We start from the raw sequence: 19,523 nt of genomic DNA, 5'->3' as shown, positions 1-19,523 counted from the left end.
AAATTAATAAGAAATTTCCATTTTTACTTTTTTGCCTTTAAGCTTTTCGGTGCTTAATTTTTTAATGACGTCTTTTATTTTCTTTCGAGAAATCGCAACATACGAAGTCGTGTCTTTCACTTCAATTAAACCAACGTCATCTTTTTCTAATTCACCTTTCTTGATTAAATATCCAACTATATCTACTTTGTTGATTTTATCTTTTTTTCCTGCGCTGATGTACAACGTTTCAAACGGTGTTTTCGCAGGAATTCGAGTTTCTTCATTGACATTAACAACGGGAATATCTTTCTCTAAAAAAGGAAAATTATCGCCTTCTTTCATAATTAAATACGCAAAACCTTTCGCATTCATACGGGCTGTACGTCCGTTTCTATGGATAAACGCGTCTTCTTTTGCAGGAAGTTGATAATGAACAATCGATTCCACTTCAGGAATATCCAAACCACGAGCAGCCAAATCGGTTGTTATTAGAATTCTCGCCGAATCGTTTCTAAATTTCAACAAAGAACGCTCACGTTCGTCTTGCTCCATTCCGCCGTGGAAAGTTTCTCTTTCAATTCCTTTTTCATGTAAAAGCTCGGAAATTCGATCTACAGCTTCACGGTGATTACAGAAAATCAAGGTTCTTTTATTTCCGATTTTACAAATTAAGTGGAAAAGCGTATCTAGTTTATCTTCAGCCGTTGTCATCACTTTTTTGAAATGAATATCAGGTTTTGCTTCACCCAATTTCAAAAAATCGATGTATTTTTCATTTTGTAAACCTGTAAATTCAGGAATTTCTTCCATTGCCGTTGCAGAAGTCAAAATTCTTTGGGAAAGATTTTCTAAAGTCGGAATAATAAAGCTCATTTCCTCTTGAAAACCAAACTCCAATGATTTATCAAATTCATCCAAAATCAAGGTTTTAATGCTTGAAGGATCAAAATTATTTTGTCTTAAATGATCAGCAACTCTTCCAGGTGTTCCAATCAAAAGAGCTGGAGCCTCAATAAGATTATTAGCTTCAATTTTTTTGTCATGACCACCGTAACAAACGGTCACTTTAAAATCTGTTTTCATGGCTTTAAAAACTTGCTCAATTTGTAAAGCCAATTCGCGTGCTGGAACCAAAACTAAAGTTTGAACACCTTTTGTTTTAGGTTTTAAATTTCGAAGAACAGGAAGTAAAAAAGCTAATGTTTTCCCCGATCCAGTCGGAGAAAGCAAAACCGTGTCTTGGTAATTTTCGGTTGTTTTGTATGTTGATTTTTGCATTTGATTCAGTTCCTGAATCTGCAAGTTTTTAAGAATAGCTTCTAAATTCATGCTGCAAAGATAAGGTTTCGTTTTTAGTTTTAAGTTTAAGGTTTAAAGTTTAATATTTTCAAACCAAACCAAAAAAACTTAAAACATTAAATAAAATATATTCTTATGTCAATAAATAATTGTATTTTTGCACCACTTTTTATGGAGTGATTTCAGCGAGGTAAATGATTATAAATTAACATCTTCCGAATTTCTTTAGTCCATTTTAGCTGAAACTAAAAAGAAATAGGAATACAAATTAAAATTAGAATTATGTCAAAAGAGACAAATTCAGCAGAGGTTTTATTAAACCAAAACGTAGCACCAGAACAATTTGATTGGGATTCTTTCGAATCAGGTCTTAACGCAGAAGACAGATCAGAGAAAAAAGAATTAGAAGAAATCTACAATGGTTCTCTTAACGATCTTGCAGAAAACGACGTTATCGTTGGTAAAGTTGTAAGATTAACAGATAAAGAAGCTATCGTTGATATCAACTTCAAATCAGAAGGTGTAATTTCTCTTAACGAATTCCGTTACAACCAAGGTCTAAAAGTAGGTGACGAGGTTGAAGTAATGGTTGACAAAAGAGAAGACAAAACAGGACAATTACAATTATCACACAGAAAAGCTAGAACGCTTAAAGCTTGGGATAAAGTTAATGAGCTTCACGAAACTGGAGAAATCGTTAACGGTTTTGTTAAGTCAAGAACTAAAGGTGGTATGATCGTTGACGTACACGGTATCGAAGCATTCTTACCAGGTTCTCAAATAGATGTTAAGCCAATCAAAGATTATGATCAATACGTTGGTAAAACAATGGAATTCAAAGTTGTTAAAATCAACCCTGAGTTCAAAAACGTTGTTGTATCTCACAAAGCGCTTATCGAAGCTGATATCGAAGGACAGAAAAAAGAAATTATCGCTCAACTTGAAAAAGGTCAAGTTCTTGAAGGTACAGTTAAGAATATTACTTCTTACGGTGTATTTATCGATCTTGGAGGTGTTGATGGACTTATCCACATCACTGACCTTTCTTGGTCTAGAGTTAACCACCCATCAGAAATCCTTGAAGATGGACAAACAGTTAAAGTGGTTATCCTTGACTTCGACGATGAGAAAACAAGAATCCAATTGGGTATGAAGCAATTAGAAGCACACCCTTGGGATGCTCTAGATGCTAACCTAAAAGTTGGTGATAAAGTTAAAGGTAAAGTAGTTGTTCTTGCTGATTATGGTGCTTTCGTAGAAATCGCTCCAGGTGTAGAAGGACTTATCCACGTTTCTGAAATGTCTTGGTCAACTCACTTAAGATCTGCAGGTGACTTCGTGAAAGTTGGTGATGAGGTTGAAGCAGAAGTTTTAACTCTTGACAGAGAAGAAAGAAAAATCTCTTTAGGTATCAAACAATTATCTAAAGATCCTTGGGAAAATATCGAAACTAAATATCCAGTAGGTTCTAAGCATGTAGGAACTGTAAGAAACTTCACTAACTTTGGTGTATTCGTAGAGTTAGAAGAAGGTATCGACGGTCTTATCTACATCTCTGATCTTTCTTGGACTAAGAAAATCAAACATCCATCTGAGTTCTGCAACGTAGGAGATAAGTTAGATGTTGTTGTATTAGAATTAGATACTCAAGCTAGAAGACTTTCTTTAGGTCACAAACAACTTCAAGAAAATCCTTGGGATAAATTCGAAACTAAATATGCTGAAGGAACTGTACACACTGGTACTGCAGTAGAAGTTCATGATAAAGGAGCTTCTGTACAATTCGAAGATGCTGAAGTTGAAGCATTCTGCCCATCAAGATTATTAGAGAAGGAAGACGGATCTAAAATCAAGAAAGGAGAAACTGCTGAGTTCAAAGTAATCGAGTTCAACAAAGAATTCAAGAGAGTAGTTGTATCTCACACAGGTATCTTCAGAGATGAGGAGAAAAAAGCTGTAAGAGAATCTTCTAACAAAGCAGTTGCTGGATCTTCTAGCAATGAAGAAAAATCAACTCTTGGAGATATCGACGCTCTAGCAGAATTGAAAAAGAGAATGGAAGAAGGTAAATAATCCTTAATCCACTTTTAAATACTAAGCCGCTTCAGAAATGAAGCGGTTTTTTTGTGGGATGTTTTTAGGATTCAAAAAATAGGCGTAATTTTGTCGCCCTTTGTTTTTAAATATCAAAAAGACATTGGATTAAAAAGAAATTATGCAACAGAATAATGTTTTGAAAGGTGTGATCTTAGTAGGACTAGGAGCCAGCTTTTATGGGATGTTAGCCACTTTTGTTAAGTTGGCTTACAAAGAAGGATATACAACCGCCGAAGTAACAACTTCTCAATTTGTTTTAGGGATTTTAGGTATGCTATTGTTAAATCTTTATCAAGCTAAATTTTCAAAAAAAGCTTATCCAAGCATCACTGCAGTTGATAAAAAGAAGTTACTGCTTGCAGGGACTTCCATGGGATGTACCAGTTTGTTTTATTATCTAGCGGTACAATATATTAATGTTTCGGTGGCGATTGTGCTATTGATGCAGTCGGTTTGGATCAGCGTTGTAATCGAAGCTTTTATTAAAAAAGAATTACCAAGTCTTAGAAAAATGATTTCTGTCGCAATTGTACTTGCAGGGACACTTTTGGCAACCAACATTATCAATCAGGATATTGCAATGGATTGGCGAGGAATTATTTGGGGATTGTTAGCTGCATCGTCGTTTGCTACAACAATGTTTGCTGCCAATACGATTGCAACCTATGCTTCACCACTTCGTAAAACTTTATTCATGCTTTGCGGTGGAGGGATTATTGTAAGTTTGTTTTTATTCTTTGGACAGATTGGACCTTATTATTTTGATGGATTAAAAGCTTTTTATTTTAATTTTTCGGATAATCCCGCTAATATCCGAGCATTTGATTTTAGTATTTTTATTAAATATGGATTAATTCTATCTCTGTTTGGAACAATTTTACCACCAATTTTATTTAATTCTGGGTTTCCAAAAGCCGGTTTAGGATTGGGAAGTATTATCAGCTCTATGGAGTTGCCAGTTTCTGTTGCCATGGCGTTCATCCTTTTAAATGAAAAAGTAGAAGCCATCCAATGGTGCGGAATTGCAATGATACTATTTGCGATAGTCTTAATGAATCTACCGCAGAAAAAACTAAATTAATAAGCTTTTGCTTTAAATATTATGAAATTCGCTCGTTTTTACTTGCGAATTTTTTTGTTTCTAAAATTTTGATTATTCTTGCAATCCTAAATTTAAAATAATTTCATGAAAAAAGTTTTATGTTCTTTAGCAGTCGGGATTGCTGCTTTATCTTTTGGTCAAATTAACGATAACCAAGGTTTTGAAGTTGATAATGGAAACTATAGTAATGTTAGTTTTTTTAGAAGTAAAACAACACCAGTTTGTGAAGGCTCTTATGCTCTTATCCGTAGTTTTTGGAGCGGTGGAAAAGTTGGTTCTACGACTTTTTCATCATTTTCGTCTAATGGAGCTTCAATTACTGTCGATTTCAAATACAGAACTTACCTATTGGGTACTTCTGGGAAAGTAGAAGGAAGTATGAAAGTAGAATATTCTGCCGATGGTGGTACAACTTATAAGGAGATAGGCAATTTTACTTTGGATAAAGTGATGACTTGCACAACTTTTTCTTACCAAATTCCGCAAGGTGAGGTGCTTAAAAATGCGGGTTTCAAACTTCGTGTTTCTGGAGAGCAAGCTGGGACAGGGGATTTCTATTTAATACTTGATGATTTTAAAATTTCCCAAGGTACTTTAGCGGTTTCTGATGTTGCTAAAAATGATGTTAAAATATATCCCAATCCAGTCAAGAATATGTTAATCATTAAGTCTTCTTCCAAATTGACAGAGGCGAAAATTTCCGATTTCTCTGGTAGATTGATAAAAGCAGAAAGTTTGAAAGATAATAAAATCGACGTTTCTTCTATTAAAGCGGGAAGCTACATGATCACAGTAACCGACGAAAATTCTAAACAAACGACTTCTAAGTTCGTGAAGAATTAACACTAAATAAAAAGGCTGTCAATTGACAGCCTTTTTTTATTTGTTGAATTAAAGTTTATAATTTAATCCTATTTGTAATACATTGTTTTTAGAGTCTTTGTAAACCTTTCCTAGTGGACGGTCTGCTTTTCCGATTTCTGTAAAGCCTAAAGTGTATCTAATATTTAAACCAAGATTCTTAGAGAAATAAAATCCTGTTCCGATTCCTAATCCCATATTTATATTATTAAAATCTTCTTTAGCAGTTTTAGTAAAGTTAGATGTCGTCGAGTTACCGTTGCTATCTTTAACTTTTGTACTGGCATTTACTAAAAATCCAAATTCTGGTCCCGCCTCTATATGGAAATTAGGAACCGGTCGAAACTGAAACATTACTGGTATAGAAATATATCCCAAATTAGTACTATAAGAACCTTTATCTTTAGGATAGGTAACTTTTGATCCTAGATCATTATAGATAACTTCTGGTTGAATACTAAACGAATTGTAGAAAGGTATATTAAGAAAAACCCCAGCATGAAAGCCAATTTTTGACTTTGTGTCATCCAAATCTTTTTCTTTAGTTATTGATGATACGTTAAGTCCTCCTTTAAAACCAAATTGCTGTGCAAAACTTAACGAAGCTATCGTTGTCGCAATTCCTAAAAATAATTTCTTCATAATATAGAGTTAAAATACTTTCAAATAGATATTTGTTTAGTTATTGAATTATACTAAATGCTCTGCAATTTAACTATTTTATGTTACTCAATGATAGAAGGCTGATATTTTTCATAAAAAAAGGAAGCCCTCTTGGAGCTTCCTGTTATATTAAACTAATGTTTTTTAGAATTTATAATTCAATCCAACTTGGAACGTATTATTTCTGTTTTTGTTATCATCATTTTGCAATGATGTGTTACCATCTTTATTAATGTCTGTAAATCCAGCAACGTATCTAGCATTAACTCCGAAGTTTTCTGTAACGTTGAAACCAACACCTAAAGCTGCTCCCATGTTAAAGCTGTTATAGTTGTCTTTTGCATCGTAAGTATTAGAAGCTACAGTATTACCATTAACTTTGATATCTCCTTTTTGCTTTGCGTTAACTAGGAAACCAAATTCTGGTCCAGCTTCAATATAAAATTCTGGAGTCGCTTTGAATTGGAACATTACAGGTACTGTGATATAATCCAAATTTAACTTACCATCAATTGTTGTTGTATTCCCTAAAGCTGTGTAAGTTCTTTTAACCTCAGCACCTTGTTGGCTATATAAAACCTCTGGTTGGATGCTGAATTGTTCAGAAAGTGGTGCATTCATGAAAAGACCACCGTAAAATCCTACTTTTGATTTTGAGTCCTCAAACCCGTCTTTTGAAATTGATGAAATGTTAGCTCCCGCCTTGATACCGAATTGTTGTGCGAATGACATTGATCCTACTACAACTGCTAATCCTACAAATAACTTTTTCATAATATTAAATTTTAAATTTCAATTTTAATTTTTTGTTTTACGCCAAGAGTACTTTCAAATACTTTGCCAAAATCTTTATTTATTTCGAAATTTAATTTAATTATTCTTCATTGATTGTTAAAATTTAGAGTTTAAAATATTGATGTTTAATGGGTTGTGATTTGTTTAAAATAATCTAAAAAACAGTTTGGTTTTACTCAATAATCATCCCCAATTTTGACTGATTTTTTAGGTTTTTGTAAAAATCTAAGGCAGAAATTAGCTTAGATTCGCTAACTTTTTGATCAAAAACTCCAATTCCTATGCCTTCTATTAATGAAAAATTGATGTTGCCTTCCGTATTTTTCTTATCATTAAACATCAGCGCCAAAATATCTTCTTCTTTATATTGAGAAATATCAACGTAAGGGAAAAATCTCCGGATAGTATTAATGATTTCCAAACTCATCTCTTCAGTTATTAATTGATTTAGGTAAGATAAATGCGTCTCGATAATCATGCCCGAAGCTACAGCCTCACCATGAGGAAGTAATTGATGATTGGCGAGGTAAAGGCTTTCGATGGCGTGACCAACGGTGTGTCCGAAGTTTAGATTTTTACGAATATTTTGTTCTTTAAAATCTTTTTCGACAACGTCTTGTTTTATTTCTGTACTTTTAAGAATGTATGGTTCAAGACTGTTTTCGGACAGTTCTGTAATATTAATGAGATCTTCCCAATGTTTGGCATCTGCAATAAGACCATGTTTTAGCATTTCTGCAAAACCACTTCTGAGTTGGATAAAATCTAATGTTTTTAAAAATTTAGGATAAATGAAAACCTGCTCGCTTTCTGCAAAAGTGCCAATTATATTTTTTAAAAATTGATGATCGATTCCTGTTTTCCCACCAATGGAAGCATCGCACATTGCTAATAAGCTTGTCGGAATATTGATGAATTTAATTCCTCTTTTATAAGTCGACGCGACAAAACCGCCCATGTCAGTGATAACGCCGCCTCCAAGATTGATGACCAAAGCTTTTCTGTCAGCTTCAAACTCGGAAAGGATTTCCCAAAGTTGAATCGTAGTTCCGATATTTTTATGTTCTTCACCAGCTTCTATTTCGATAATCTCAAACGGAACATTGGTTTCCATATTGCCAAGCAAAGTAGGAAGGCAATATTCGTGGGTATTTTCATCAACCAAAATAAATATTTTGCTCGCCGAATTTTCTTTTAAAAATTGATTTAATCCCGAGAAATCATCGTCTAATAAAGTAATCATAAAATGCCTTTTTGCAAAAATATGAGAATTTTCAGCAAGAATAGGTTTTTAGAATGTATTATTTTTTGGTTTAATACAAGTTTTAATGCGTAGGAATGCTTAATTTTGAAGATTCAAATTTTATTCAAGATATGAGTATTTTTAATGATACTAAATTGGCCTTTGCAGATAAAACAGATGCACAACTTAAAAAGGCTTTTTGGATGTTCAAGGCGATCGAAAATCCAAGTTTGACAAGTGTGGGCGTTTCGATGCTTAACTTTGTGGTTAGAAATAATTTTCCTTTTGTTGATGGTATTGTGAAGCAAACTTTGTTCGAGCAATTTTGCGGTGGCGAGACGCGTGAGGAAAGTATGAAAGTTGTAAAAACTTTATTCAAACACAGGATAGGAAGTATTTTCGATTACTCTATCGAAGGAAAAGTTGATGAAGAGACTTTTGATGCTTTTTGTAAAGAAATTAAAGATATTGTTCGTTTTTCGGTTGGTAATCCGGCGATTCCGTTTGTGGTTTTCAAGCCGACCGCTTTTGGTCGAATCGACTTATATGAAGAAGTGGGTAAAGGCGCAGAGTTGACCACAAGTCAAAAAGCAGAGTGGGAGCGTGTTGTTAAGCGTTTTGATGATGTTTGTAAATTGTGTTACGAAAGCGACAAAAAAGTAATGGTTGATGCTGAGGAAACTTGGATGCAAGGTGCTGCAGATCAACTTTGCGAAGTTATGATGGAGAAGTACAATAAGGAAAAACCAATCGTTTGGAATACCATCCAAATGTACAGAACTGGTCGTTTAGAATATATGGCTGAGCATCTTGAAAGAGCGAAGGAAAAAGGCTACTTCATCGGTTATAAAATTGTTCGTGGCGCTTATATGGAGAAAGAAAGAGCGCGTGCTACGGAAAAAGGCTATCCAGATCCAATCCAGCCAAATAAAGAAGCATCGGACATTAATTACAATGCTGGTATCGACTTTATGATGAATAATCTTGATAGAGTTTCTGCGTTTTTTGGTACGCATAACGAAAAGTCAACTGAACTAATTATGGACAAAATGCAAGCTAAAGGTTTGGAGCACGACAATCCGCATGTATATTTTGGACAATTGTACGGGATGAGTGATAACATCAGTTATTATCTCGCGGACAAAGGTTATAATGTTGCGAAATATCTTCCTTATGGACCTGTGAAAGATGTGGTGCCATATTTGACAAGAAGAGCACAAGAAAATACGTCTGTTGCTGGACAAACTGGGCGTGAGCTTGGGCTTATCGAAAAAGAATTGAAACGTAGAAAACAAGCTTAAGTTTTGTTTTAAACATAAATAAATCCTCATCAGTTTTGGTGGGGATTTTTTTGTTAAAATTATTTGCATAATTTAAAAATAGTATTAACTTTGGTTAAAACTAAAATTTATTTACCATGAAAAGAACATCTATTCTTTTGGCTATTGCTATGGCCAACTTTACAATCGCACAATCTTATAGTAACGGAGAGCTATCAACTGGATCAACTGCAAAAAATGGAACAATGGCACCAGCAGGTTATACTTGGTCAGAATTGCAAAATAATACAGGAAACACTACCGAATCTAATACAAGTCTTGGACTAGGAGGTACTTCTTCTTCTTCTACAGCATCTTATTTTTTGGCAGATGATTTTACTATCCCAACAGGTGAGCAATGGGATATCGTTTCCATAGATTTTTTTGCTTATCAAACTGGCTATACAGGTACTACGAGCCCTTTTAACACAGTAAGAGTTAATATTTTTAGCTCGGATCCGTCGGTCTCAGGTGCAACATCTGTTTTTGGAGATGATACAACTAATCGATTTGCCTCCTCGGTAGATGCTTTAATGTACAGAACAAGTAACACAATGGTGCCAAATACTGTTACACCAGGCACTACGCGTGCGATTTGGAAAGTTAAAGCAAATACTCCTGTAAAACTTAATGCTGGAACATATTGGATAAAATATCAACTTCAAAATATTGTAATGGCTAATGCGGGGTTTCTTCCTTCAGTAACGGTTGTCGGATCTAGAGGATTACCGACTTTTAATGCAAAACAAAATGATGCAATTAGTAATACTTGGACTTCAATAATTGATAATGGAAATCCAGCTTCAGCGCCCGATTATCCACTAGATATGCCTTTTGTAATAACATATACTAAAACGACTCTAGGTACCACAGAAGTTTTACAATATGATAATCGTGTTAGGTTGTATCCAAATCCTGCTAAAAATGATTTCAAATTAAGTATTCCTAAAGAAATTTTAAGTAAGAATGTGGAGATTTTTGATGCTAGTGGAAGATTGGTAAAAATATTACCAATTTCAGAAAACTACAATGTCTCTGATTTGAAATCTGGAGTTTATACTATTAAAATTAAAACTGATACAGAATCTAAAGTCTTACGTCTTATTAAAGATTAAACTTATAATTATAAAAAGCAAATCCTCATCAAATTTTGATGGGGATTTTTTTGTGTTAAATAAGTATATTTATTTTATCAAAGTTTTTAAAATGAAGAAGGTTCTGCTTTCAGTTGCTGTCTTATTGTTGTCAAGTCAAATTATAACGCAAAATCAATTTATTCCCAAACCTGAAACCGTCAAAATTAATGAAGGTTTTTTACAATTATCCCATGATTTTGGAATTCAAAGTCTTGATTCACATTCAGAAGCAGATTATCTAAAAAATCAACTTAAAAAAATACTGTAAAAGATTTTAAAATTGGAAAATCTGGAAAAATTAGATTGGCGGTTCTACGAATAAAAGAACCTTCCGATAAAATGGCAGAATCGTACAGTCTTAAAATCGATAAAAACGGAATTTCGATCACGGCTTACACCAATGTTGGAATTTTCCGCGGTGTGCAGACACTTTTACAATTGATCGAAGAGCATCAATCTGATTTTAGAAAATGTTTTAGATGAAGTGATGCCACTATTTCCGTATCGATATATCCATATTGGAGGAGATGAAGCACCTAAAATCCGTTGGAAGCAAAGCGAGTTTTGTCAAAGTTTGATTAAAAAACTAAACTTAAAAGACGAAATTTGCTTGCAAAGCTATTTCATTACAAGAATGGAAAAGTATATCAATTCCAAAGGCAAAAAAATCATCGGTTGGGACGAAATTTTGGAAGACGGTTTAGCGCCCAACGCAACGGTGATGAGCTGGACCGAAATTCAAGGTGGAATTCATGCTGCAAAAAATGGCCACAAAGCGATTATGACGCCAACTTCTACCAATTATTTCGGTTACTATTAAGGAAGTCCAGATACAGAACCAATCGCGATTGGTGGCGATGTGAGATTGCAAAAAGTTTATAATTATAACCCAATTCCAAGTGAATTGTCGGAGAAGGAAAGTGAACTTATTTGGGGAACACAAGGAAACCTTTGGACAGAATATATTTTGGATTTCAAACATGTTGAAAATATGGTTTTTCCAAGAATGATGGCACTTTCGGTTGCAGCTTTGGAACATGTGAAAAATCCGATTTCGGTGGCAAGTGCGGTTATGGAAAAAACGCCACATATGATGTTAGTTGCCGATGGTGCTTTAGAATTTGCGATTTCGCAAGGGTTTAAAAAAGAAAATCTTCTAACGCCAGAATCCGAGAAAGAATGGAAAGAATGGTTAAAAGAAAGTAAGTACAAACCGATTGTCAACATCGAAAATCACGATACAATTGGAATGATTGCTTTGGACGCGAATGGCAATTTGTCGGGTGCGTGTACGACCAGCGGAATGGCTTTCAAAATGCATGGGAGAGTAGGCGATTCGCCGATTGTTGGTGCTGGATTATTTGTCGATAACGAAGTTGGTGCAGCAACGGCAACTGGCCACGGCGAAGAAGTTATAAGAACCGTCGGGACGCATCTCGTTGTAGAATTGATGCGACAAGGCCGAACACCACAAAAAGCTTGTAAAGAAGCTGTGGAACGTATTGTAAACAGTGCAAAACGTCGAGGAAAAAATTTGAAAGATATCCAAGTTGGCTTTGTAGCCTTAAACAAAATAGGTGAGTATGGCGCATATTGTATTCAGGATGGGTTTAGCTTTGCAGTGCATGATCAAAAGGGAAATCGTTTAGAAAAACCAGAATTTAGTTTAAAATAAATTTTAATTCATAAAAAATAAAAAATGCTTTGGAAGTTATTCTGAGGCATTTTTGTGTTTTGTGTGCAAATCTTCGCCATTCGACAAGTCAAAGCAACCATTAGACAATTGGTACCGAAACTTAGCAACAAATCTTCTGACATTTAAACTATAAAAACAAGTATCATGAAAACTCAGATTAAAATTTTTATGTTGTTGCTCGGGATTTTGTCAACCAATTTTGCCAATGCGCAAAAAGTTAGTGTTAAGAAGGTGAAAGACCTCCCGAAAACATCAAATATTAAAGCTAATACTAATCTCTTACCAATGCAGGTTATTGGTTCTTGGGAAATAGCAAGAGTTGATGGTCATATCTATGTAAAACCTGAGAAGAGTAGCATGGAAATCGAGGCGCCGATTAGCTTTTTGATTGGGAAAATATTTAAGTTTCAAAACAATGGAAAAGTAGATGTTATTAATGGTAATTCGGTGATGATTAGTAGCGATTATACAATTGTTGATAATGGCAAAGCTTTCAGCATTCCAAAATACAGTGGCCAATTTTCGATGCCGTTTTCGGTAACAAATTCTGGACAAAATATGACGATGACACAAAGTCCAGAATCTTTCTACGCAATTCTGGCTTCACAAACCAAAATACCTTTAGACAAAGTGAAGAGCATCTATCGAGTGCCTAGTGATATTGTTTTTCATTTAATTAAAAAATAAAATTATTTAAAAATCTTAAAAAACACATATCATGAAAAAATCAAATGTTATCCTAGCATTATTACTTGTCGGAATAAGCCAAACATTTTCTGCACAAGAAAAAAGCGGACCTCGAAAAATAGAGAATGTAAAAAAAATAGAGGTAAAACCAATTATTACAGGACAGGTCATTAAGCTTAGAAAAAAACTAAGTGTCAAATTGGTAAAGGTTTGGCACAAGACCAATTCGTCTTCCAAAGTTAGCCTAAGTATTTACGAAGCCATTGCGGTGATGCGCGGTAATACTTTGTTGTATCCCTTCCACAGTTCTACATGGAGTTATGCGGAGTTTTGTCCGACTTTTAATTTTGGTTATCAACTTGCGCCACAAGCCGCGGAGAAAAATTGTTCAGCCAACAATCTTCCGCCTTTGGAAGTTACGAGTTCTGCAAATATTGCTAATCTTGGGATATCGCTTCCTCTTTTAATAACAGATATTGATGATTATACCAATATCATTTTTGCGACTTCTAGCGCCAAAGTTACAATTGCAGACGGCCGTTCTTTTGTGCTAGATCAGCATCCAGCAGACGATTATCTTGTCAAATCACTTCTCAATAAAGGAAAAGTGACGCATTATCGAAATTTAAGTTTTAACAAAGGCGAAGAAAAAATCATGTTACAATACGAACTAGAATTAAAATAAAAAATGATTACGATACTAAATTTTAAAACAATTACGCTTCTTTTTGCACTTTTTTCATGTTTTGCTTTTGGACAAAAAAAAGAAACTATTCCAAAATGCTTTCAAGAGATTATAGATACAGATCCTACTGCAAACGCTTTGTACAAAGTAGATGTTGAGGGCGAGATGCTTTTTATGCTGGTGCACAAACAAAAATTTGCAACACCAGATCGATCATCTCAAGCTTACAAAGACGTAAACTGCGAAACAAAAGCACACCTTAGCTACGGTTATGCTGGATTAATGAAAGGTTCAAAAAAAGGAATTGTAACCGATACTTTGTGGATTCGAGATTTTAATTTGTTGTCGGATAGAGATTTTTATCAAGTTATTGACGCACCCAAAAAGATTAATCCATTAGGTCTTTCAAAACAAAATATTGTTAAAGTTTCTTCCAAAAATGGATTTCAAAAATATAATAAGAAAGGCGATTTACTTCAAACTTTTAAAATATCAGCTCTTGATAGATACACGGTTAATTTGGATTCAAACACAATTTCAAAACGACAAATTCTAAATGCTCATTTTTTAAAACTAGACAATTCGTATTGGTTTTTTATAGATAACAATTTAGGTTATGCGAGACTAATTAAAACGGATAAGAATGCTAAAACTTTATCAAATATCATTTATGATTTACAATTTAAAAACTCTAATTAAAAAAATAATTACCATGAAAACAAAAACACAATTATTCGTCATTATGGCGTCACTTCTAGGAATTGGAAATTTTAAAAGTCAAAAAACTATTTCGAAAGAAATAACAGATAGATATTACGAACTTTTAAAAAAGGGAGCAACAAAAAGACCGCTTCCGTTGCCTAGAGTATACAAGGTTTTGACAAAAGATATCCAAGCAAGCAATTTTAATTACCGAGCATACTATCCAGAATCAACTGTAACAGATGCGCGCAGAGGTATTGTCATTCTTGGTGTTGGCGATGGCGGAAATGTTAATGATGCCTCGTTAAACAATCAATGCGAAGCCATTACTAAAATGGGATTTGTTGCCATTGTAACGACTTATGAGAAAGGAAGCTCTTACGCAGACGGCAATATAAAATTCAAACAAAATATTGAGGAAATTATAAGTAAAGAAGCTCCTGCGTACAACATTTCAAGATCCAATGTTGTTGTAGGAGGCGTTTCTAAAGGTGGTAACCTTAGTCTTGGCATCAGCCTTCCGGGACAGATGGGCAGCGGCGGCCAACCGATTGAGGGCATCAAAGGGCTAATTATTGAGTGTGGCGGCGGCGACCAATGGAAAGGCAGCGCACTAAAGTTGCCCGTGTTGTACATGGCAAATGCGACTGACGGGGCGACAGGCGGTAATGGGACAGATTTTAAAGCTGGGATTGAATCGAATACAAACGCTAATGTTAAAGCTAAAAGTAAATTCTTAATTGCGCCTGGAGAAGGACATTGTACCAATGCCGCTGATTACAAAAACTTTATTACTAGTAATATTAATTCATTTTTCAATTAAAATATTAGATTATGAAAAACAATTATTTAAAACTAATTTTAATCTCGATGTTATGTCTTAGCATTGCTGTTCTAGTGGGTTGCGGTGACAAAACAGATGACGATTTACCACCGACTATAACTCGAGAAAGTCTTCGTGGCAAGTGGATTGTTGACAATGTCGACGGCAAACTTTATATGACTGTTCCAGGTACGCCCGAGGTCGAAGTCCCTCTGAATACTTATTGGAAAGGCAAAACATTTTATTTCACCAAAGATAACCGATTATATTTGTATGATGGTGACATAGAAGTAAACGACATGGGAGAATACAATGTTAACGATAATAAAGTGACGGTAACTTGGTATCCCGGCGTGATGACTGTCGAATTATTTAACGATGGAAAAAATATGAAATTGACCAATCTGAAAAATGACTATTATCAAATGTTGGTTTTTTATACAGGTCAATCTCTTGAAGAAATTAAAAAAATGTATCGCGTCGAGACCGATGTAACTTTTAATCTTCATAAACAATAAACGTTTTTTTATTTTTTAAATTAAATTTGAAGCAATTTTTAAAGACACATACGATGAAATATTTACTTCCTGTTATTTTAATTTTTTGTTTAGCTTGTCAAAATAAAAAAGAGACGATTGCTACTGAACCTATTGTTAAAAAAGATTCTGTAAAAGTTGAAACAATGGATCCGCCTAAAATAAACGAAACTTTAGCAAAAGATTGGCTTAAGAAAACCATCGAAGCATTTTTTAAATCGGATAACGATTATAACAAAGCGATGCAAACGATGACCACTAATGATTATTACGATTACAAAACGGATGCAACCAATGTTGATTTGGATGTCGATGATGCATTAACACAAGCAGAGTTTGATAAAAAATGGAAACCAAAATTTGATACTAAAAAAGCAGGAATTGGCACTGGATTTTTAATTTCTGGTCAAGATTGGCAAGACATCAAAGTAACAAAATCTGATGTAATTAGCCAGAAAAATGATACTCTAATTTTTGATGTTAATATTCGCGATGTCGGTTTTAATGAGAATTATCCGCGCATTATCAAAGTCAAAGCGCAAGATGGCAAGTTTTTAATTGCCGATGTTTTAGAAGATGAATAAACCCATAAAGCTTTCAAATTTTGAGAGCCTTTACTTTTTATATTTGTGAAAAGTCAAATTATGTCAAAAATTGAAATCGCTTGTTTTAACGAAGCTTCCGCACTTTTAGCCATTCAAGAAAATGTCGATAGAATCGAGCTTTGCGAAGATTATTCTTTGGGCGGCATTACGCCAAATATCGAAACTTTGCTTAAATTAAAACAAAAATCAGACGTACCTATTTATGCCATGATTCGTCCTCGTGGTGGCGATTTTCTTTACAATGAAAAAGAATTAGAACAAATGAAATCCGACCTTATGATGTTAAAAGAAGTTGGTGCGGATGGTTTCGTATTCGGCATTTTGGATGAAAATAATCGTTTTGATTTTGACAAAAATCTTGAAATGATGAGCCACGCAGCAGGCATTCCGTGTACATTCCATCGCGCTTTTGACCGCATCGAGAATCAAGAAGAAGCTTTGGAAGACATTATCAAATGCGGTTTTAAAACCATCCTGACTTCTGGCGGCACAAGTTCGGCAATGCAAGGTTTGGATAAATTAAAAGAACTTAAAAACTTGGCTGGCGATCGTATAACAATTTTAGTGGGCGGTGGCGTTAGATCGACCAATATCGCAGAGCTAAAGCAAGATTTTGATTATTTGCATTCGGCTTGTATTTCGGCAGATTCAGAAAATATCGATGTTGAAGAATTGAGGAAATTACTACAACAACTTAGATAATTTGCCATGAAGTTTTTTTCATTCATCATTTTTTTAATAGGATTAAATTTTATGTCGTCTCAAGCCACCAAGTGAAGTCTTTCTTCCTCAAACTGGGAATTCAAAAATGTCTAGGATGAAAAATGGCTGAAAGCCTCAGTTCCTGGGACAGTTCATACCGATTTAATGACGCACAAAATTATTCCAGACCCTTTTTTAGACGAAAATGAGAAAAAAGTGCAATGGATAGAAAATGAAGATTGGGAATATCGAAGTCATTATACGATAACCAATAAAGAGTGGAGCAATCTTAATAAAGTCTTGATTTTTGAAGGTTTAGATGCGTTTTCAGAAATCCATATCAATGGTCGTCCGCTCACGAAAACCTTGAATATGTTTGCGCCAGAAGTTGTTTATTTGAGCGATTATCTCCGTGAAGGTGAAAATGTTTTGACGATAAGATTTACATCAGGCGTTAAAGAAGGAAAAGAATTAGCAAAGGAAATTCCGTTTCAGTTGTGCGAAAGTCCGAGAAGTTTGGTCAGAAAAGCGCAGTATCAGTTCGGTTGGGATTGGGGACCTCGTTTGGTAACCGCTGGAATTTGGAAAGATGTAAAACTCATTACTTGGGACATAGCCAAAATTGAAAATATCAGAGTTGACCCAAAATCGATCAATACTAAAAAAGCAGATCTAGTTTTTCATACCGAAATAGATGCACCTGAAATTGGCAATGATGATTTAGAAAAACTTCACGTTTCTATTAATGGGAAAATCTATAAAAATTTAAAACTAAAAAGTGAACTTAACAAAGTTTCTTTTCCTTTTGAAATTAAAAAACCAAAATTGTGGTAACCCAATGGTGTAGGGAAACCAGAAATGTATGATTTTAAAGTTTCTGTTATTAATAAAGGAAAAGTCATCGATTGTCAAACCGAAAGAATCGGACTTCGTACGATTGAATTGGTTCAAGAAAAAGATGAAAAAGGAAAATCTTTTTATTTTAAAGTTAATGGAAAACTTTTGTACATCAAAGGAAGCAACTGGATTCCTGCCGATAGTTTTTTACCTAGAATTACGAAAGAAAAATACCATAAATTAATTGCTGATGCCAAAGATGCCAACATGAACATGATTCGCGTTTGGGGTGGAGGAATTTACGAAGATGAAGAATTTTACAAAGCTTGCGACGAAAATGGAATTCTCGTTTGGCAAGATTTTGCGTTTGCGGGAAGTTTTTATCCGAGCGATGAATCTTTTCACGAAAATGTAAAAAAAGAAGTTAAAAGTCAAGTAAAACGTTTGCAAAATCATCCGTCGTTGGCGTTGTGGTGTGGAAATAATGAAGCGGACGAAGCGATTGTCAATTGGGGTTATCAAAAACAATTCAACTATTAAAAAGCCGATTCTTTACAAGTTTGGAAGGATTAAAAAACGATTTTTCATGAAGTAATTCCCAAAACTTTATAAAAAATTTCTCCCAATGCGATTTACGGGACGAGCTCGCCATCGATTGGTTGGGGACATAAAGAAAGTCCTACCGAACGCGATTCACATAATTGGGCGTTTGGTGGGGCGAACAACCTTTTGAAATTTACAATGAAAAAGTACCGCATATTCGCTTCGGAATATGGTTTTCAAGGAATGCCAAGCTTGGAAGCTATAAAAGCAATGTTTTCGGGAACGCCAGATTTGAATTTGAAAATTCCAATTATTCAGGCGCATCACAAGCAGCCTCGAGGTTGGGAAATCATTAATAAATATATGGAAAAGGATTATAAAGTCCCGACCGATTTTGTGCAATACAATTACGTTTCGCAGTTGTTGCAAGCTCGCGGAATGCAAATCGCCATCGAAGCGCACCGCCGAAACAAGCCTTACAATATGGGAACTTTAATTTGGCAACTTAACGATTGTTGGCCAGTGGTTTCGTGGTCGGCGATTGACTATTTGGGAAACTGGAAAGCTTTGCATTATCAAACAAAACGAAGTTTTGAGAATATTGCTGTTTTTGGTTTTGAAAAGGATAATCTTCTGAATTTTTATGCTGTAAATGACGGGTTAGGAACTTATAAAGATGTTCGAATAGAAATTAAGGTTCTTGATTTTGATGGTAAATTAATTAATGAAATTTCAAGCGCTCCAAATGGGAAGGTTCTTAAAGATCAATTAAAATTTGATCCAATAGAAGTGGAAAATTTATTTGATGAAACTGAAAGAAAACAAAGTTTGATTGTTGTAAAACTTTTGGATGTAAATGATAAATTATTAGTTCAAAATAACCTGTTTCTGGAAAAACCAAAAGATTTGGAACTTCCAAAACCCAATATCAAAATCAAGAAAATTTCACCAACCGAAATCGAAGTTTCTACAGATGTTTTAGCAAAAGATATTTATTTGATGGGCGACACACATTTTTCCGATAACTTCTTTGATTTACTTCCTAACGAGAAAAGAACAATTAAACTTTCAAAAGCTTTGGATAAAATTGAAGTGATGAGCTTGTGGGATACGATGCAGTAGTTTTTTAATTGTGAATTATGAATTATGAATTACGAATTATGAATTATGAATTATGAATTATGAATTATGAATTATGAATTATGAATTA

At 34.4% G+C, this 19,523-nt stretch carries 21 protein-coding genes and 2 pseudogenes; 19 read left to right on the top strand and 4 right to left on the bottom strand.

Annotation, left to right across the window (positions count from 1 at the left end; translation table 11 throughout):
- Positions 1–3: 3 nt before the first annotated feature.
- Entirely contained in the window at positions 4–1,311 is a 1,308-nt protein-coding gene (locus RT037_RS09755) for a DEAD/DEAH box helicase (RefSeq protein WP_313030532.1), read from the bottom strand.
- A gap of 252 nt (positions 1,312–1,563) precedes the next feature.
- On the opposite strand from RT037_RS09755, the gene rpsA reads away from it, so the two are divergent.
- The 3 genes from rpsA (at position 1,564) to RT037_RS09740 (ending at position 5,323) form a co-directional block, all read left to right on the top strand.
- Positions 1,564–3,354, top strand: coding sequence for a 30S ribosomal protein S1 (gene rpsA, locus RT037_RS09750; protein ID WP_312322938.1), 1,791 nt, complete (start codon positions 1,564–1,566; stop codon positions 3,352–3,354).
- 142 nt (positions 3,355–3,496) lie between these two features.
- Entirely contained in the window at positions 3,497–4,459 is a 963-nt protein-coding gene (locus tag RT037_RS09745) for a DMT family transporter (RefSeq protein ID WP_312322937.1), read from the top strand.
- 105 nt (positions 4,460–4,564) lie between these two features.
- The gene (locus RT037_RS09740; RefSeq protein ID WP_312322936.1) at positions 4,565–5,323 is read left to right on the top strand and encodes a T9SS type A sorting domain-containing protein; all 759 of its coding nucleotides are present in this window, start codon (positions 4,565–4,567) and stop codon (positions 5,321–5,323) included.
- A 48-nt stretch (positions 5,324–5,371) separates the two neighbouring features.
- Here RT037_RS09740 and RT037_RS09735 read toward each other — a convergent pair whose 3' ends face one another.
- The 3 genes from RT037_RS09735 to aroB form a co-directional block, all read right to left on the bottom strand.
- Positions 5,372–5,983 (bottom strand): porin family protein, encoded by a 612-nt coding sequence (locus tag RT037_RS09735; protein WP_312322935.1) that lies wholly within the window; start codon positions 5,981–5,983, stop codon positions 5,372–5,374.
- Between the two features lie 165 nt (positions 5,984–6,148).
- Positions 6,149–6,778 carry a porin family protein gene (locus RT037_RS09730; RefSeq protein ID WP_312322934.1) on the bottom strand — a complete coding sequence of 210 codons (630 nt, stop codon included), beginning with the start codon at positions 6,776–6,778 and terminating at the stop codon, positions 6,149–6,151.
- 193 nt (positions 6,779–6,971) lie between these two features.
- Positions 6,972–8,042 carry a 3-dehydroquinate synthase gene (aroB, locus tag RT037_RS09725; RefSeq protein ID WP_313030526.1) on the bottom strand — a complete coding sequence of 357 codons (1,071 nt, stop codon included), beginning with the start codon at positions 8,040–8,042 and terminating at the stop codon, positions 6,972–6,974.
- 131 nt (positions 8,043–8,173) lie between these two features.
- Between aroB and RT037_RS09720 the strand changes: the two genes are divergently transcribed.
- The 16 genes and pseudogenes from RT037_RS09720 to RT037_RS09655 all read left to right on the top strand — a co-directional run bounded on the left by RT037_RS09720 (position 8,174) and on the right by RT037_RS09655 (position 19,435).
- Complete coding sequence (locus RT037_RS09720; RefSeq protein ID WP_312322931.1) at positions 8,174–9,343, top strand: proline dehydrogenase family protein; 1,170 nt, start codon at positions 8,174–8,176, stop codon at positions 9,341–9,343.
- Positions 9,344–9,459: 116 nt separating this feature from the next.
- Complete coding sequence (locus RT037_RS09715) at positions 9,460–10,476, top strand: T9SS type A sorting domain-containing protein (RefSeq protein WP_313030520.1); 1,017 nt, start codon at positions 9,460–9,462, stop codon at positions 10,474–10,476.
- A gap of 91 nt (positions 10,477–10,567) precedes the next feature.
- Positions 10,568–10,765 carry a hypothetical protein gene (locus tag RT037_RS13895; protein ID WP_409529554.1) on the top strand — a complete coding sequence of 66 codons (198 nt, stop codon included), beginning with the start codon at positions 10,568–10,570 and terminating at the stop codon, positions 10,763–10,765.
- A 71-nt stretch (positions 10,766–10,836) separates the two neighbouring features.
- Positions 10,837–10,980: a glycoside hydrolase family 20 zincin-like fold domain-containing protein gene (locus RT037_RS13890; protein WP_409529553.1), complete on the top strand. Its 144-nt coding sequence runs from the start codon at positions 10,837–10,839 to the stop codon at positions 10,978–10,980.
- 4 nt (positions 10,981–10,984) lie between these two features.
- Positions 10,985–11,458: pseudogene (locus RT037_RS13885) on the top strand (family 20 glycosylhydrolase); the annotation flags it as partial.
- A 57-nt stretch (positions 11,459–11,515) separates the two neighbouring features.
- Positions 11,516–12,172 (top strand): annotated as a pseudogene (locus tag RT037_RS09705) (isoaspartyl peptidase/L-asparaginase family protein); the annotation flags it as partial.
- 165 nt (positions 12,173–12,337) lie between these two features.
- On the top strand, positions 12,338–12,880 hold the full coding sequence (locus tag RT037_RS09700) for a hypothetical protein (protein ID WP_313030517.1): 543 nt from the start codon (positions 12,338–12,340) through the stop codon (positions 12,878–12,880).
- Positions 12,881–12,911: 31 nt separating this feature from the next.
- Positions 12,912–13,565 carry a hypothetical protein gene (locus RT037_RS09695; protein ID WP_312324570.1) on the top strand — a complete coding sequence of 218 codons (654 nt, stop codon included), beginning with the start codon at positions 12,912–12,914 and terminating at the stop codon, positions 13,563–13,565.
- A gap of 3 nt (positions 13,566–13,568) precedes the next feature.
- Positions 13,569–14,264 carry a hypothetical protein gene (locus RT037_RS09690; protein ID WP_313030512.1) on the top strand — a complete coding sequence of 232 codons (696 nt, stop codon included), beginning with the start codon at positions 13,569–13,571 and terminating at the stop codon, positions 14,262–14,264.
- A gap of 13 nt (positions 14,265–14,277) precedes the next feature.
- Positions 14,278–15,090 (top strand): hypothetical protein, encoded by an 813-nt coding sequence (locus tag RT037_RS09685; RefSeq protein WP_313030509.1) that lies wholly within the window; start codon positions 14,278–14,280, stop codon positions 15,088–15,090.
- An 11-nt stretch (positions 15,091–15,101) separates the two neighbouring features.
- Positions 15,102–15,608, top strand: coding sequence for a hypothetical protein (locus RT037_RS09680; protein WP_312323765.1), 507 nt, complete (start codon positions 15,102–15,104; stop codon positions 15,606–15,608).
- 53 nt (positions 15,609–15,661) lie between these two features.
- Positions 15,662–16,210, top strand: coding sequence for a hypothetical protein (locus RT037_RS09675; RefSeq protein WP_312323767.1), 549 nt, complete (start codon positions 15,662–15,664; stop codon positions 16,208–16,210).
- A 60-nt stretch (positions 16,211–16,270) separates the two neighbouring features.
- Complete coding sequence (locus tag RT037_RS09670; protein ID WP_313030503.1) at positions 16,271–16,933, top strand: copper homeostasis protein CutC; 663 nt, start codon at positions 16,271–16,273, stop codon at positions 16,931–16,933.
- A 126-nt stretch (positions 16,934–17,059) separates the two neighbouring features.
- Positions 17,060–17,767 carry a glycosyl hydrolase 2 galactose-binding domain-containing protein gene (locus tag RT037_RS09665; protein WP_409529555.1) on the top strand — a complete coding sequence of 236 codons (708 nt, stop codon included), beginning with the start codon at positions 17,060–17,062 and terminating at the stop codon, positions 17,765–17,767.
- A gap of 24 nt (positions 17,768–17,791) precedes the next feature.
- Positions 17,792–18,310, top strand: a complete 519-nt coding sequence (locus RT037_RS09660; protein ID WP_313030497.1) for a glycoside hydrolase family 2 TIM barrel-domain containing protein — start codon at positions 17,792–17,794, stop codon at positions 18,308–18,310.
- Positions 18,311–18,511: 201 nt separating this feature from the next.
- Positions 18,512–19,435, top strand: a complete 924-nt coding sequence (locus tag RT037_RS09655) for a glycoside hydrolase family 2 protein (RefSeq protein ID WP_313030494.1) — start codon at positions 18,512–18,514, stop codon at positions 19,433–19,435.
- The last annotated feature ends 88 nt before the right edge of the window (positions 19,436–19,523 follow it).

The organism is Soonwooa sp., assembly GCF_032062245.1.
Classification (GTDB): Bacteria; Bacteroidota; Bacteroidia; order Flavobacteriales; family Weeksellaceae; genus Soonwooa.
The sequence above is the reverse complement of the archived record's forward strand: the minus strand, read 5'-3'. Positions and strand labels throughout refer to the sequence as shown.

Bases quoted from the DNA above. Each gene is read 5' to 3' on its own strand.
- RT037_RS09755 (WP_313030532.1), bottom strand. From the start codon at position 1,311: ATGAATTTAGAAGCTATTCTTAAAAACTTGCAGATTCAGGAACTGAAT.
- rpsA (WP_312322938.1), top strand. From the start codon at position 1,564: ATGTCAAAAGAGACAAATTCAGCAGAGGTTTTATTAAACCAAAACGTA.
- RT037_RS09745 (WP_312322937.1), top strand. From the start codon at position 3,497: ATGCAACAGAATAATGTTTTGAAAGGTGTGATCTTAGTAGGACTAGGA.
- RT037_RS09740 (WP_312322936.1), top strand. From the start codon at position 4,565: ATGAAAAAAGTTTTATGTTCTTTAGCAGTCGGGATTGCTGCTTTATCT.
- RT037_RS09735 (WP_312322935.1), bottom strand. From the start codon at position 5,983: ATGAAGAAATTATTTTTAGGAATTGCGACAACGATAGCTTCGTTAAGT.
- RT037_RS09730 (WP_312322934.1), bottom strand. From the start codon at position 6,778: ATGAAAAAGTTATTTGTAGGATTAGCAGTTGTAGTAGGATCAATGTCA.
- aroB (WP_313030526.1), bottom strand. From the start codon at position 8,042: ATGATTACTTTATTAGACGATGATTTCTCGGGATTAAATCAATTTTTA.
- RT037_RS09720 (WP_312322931.1), top strand. From the start codon at position 8,174: ATGAGTATTTTTAATGATACTAAATTGGCCTTTGCAGATAAAACAGAT.
- RT037_RS09715 (WP_313030520.1), top strand. From the start codon at position 9,460: ATGAAAAGAACATCTATTCTTTTGGCTATTGCTATGGCCAACTTTACA.
- RT037_RS13895 (WP_409529554.1), top strand. From the start codon at position 10,568: ATGAAGAAGGTTCTGCTTTCAGTTGCTGTCTTATTGTTGTCAAGTCAA.
- RT037_RS13890 (WP_409529553.1), top strand. From the start codon at position 10,837: ATGGCAGAATCGTACAGTCTTAAAATCGATAAAAACGGAATTTCGATC.
- RT037_RS09700 (WP_313030517.1), top strand. From the start codon at position 12,338: ATGAAAACTCAGATTAAAATTTTTATGTTGTTGCTCGGGATTTTGTCA.
- RT037_RS09695 (WP_312324570.1), top strand. From the start codon at position 12,912: ATGAAAAAATCAAATGTTATCCTAGCATTATTACTTGTCGGAATAAGC.
- RT037_RS09690 (WP_313030512.1), top strand. From the start codon at position 13,569: ATGATTACGATACTAAATTTTAAAACAATTACGCTTCTTTTTGCACTT.
- RT037_RS09685 (WP_313030509.1), top strand. From the start codon at position 14,278: ATGAAAACAAAAACACAATTATTCGTCATTATGGCGTCACTTCTAGGA.
- RT037_RS09680 (WP_312323765.1), top strand. From the start codon at position 15,102: ATGAAAAACAATTATTTAAAACTAATTTTAATCTCGATGTTATGTCTT.
- RT037_RS09675 (WP_312323767.1), top strand. From the start codon at position 15,662: ATGAAATATTTACTTCCTGTTATTTTAATTTTTTGTTTAGCTTGTCAA.
- RT037_RS09670 (WP_313030503.1), top strand. From the start codon at position 16,271: ATGTCAAAAATTGAAATCGCTTGTTTTAACGAAGCTTCCGCACTTTTA.
- RT037_RS09660 (WP_313030497.1), top strand. From the start codon at position 17,792: ATGTATGATTTTAAAGTTTCTGTTATTAATAAAGGAAAAGTCATCGAT.
- RT037_RS09655 (WP_313030494.1), top strand. From the start codon at position 18,512: ATGAAAAAGTACCGCATATTCGCTTCGGAATATGGTTTTCAAGGAATG.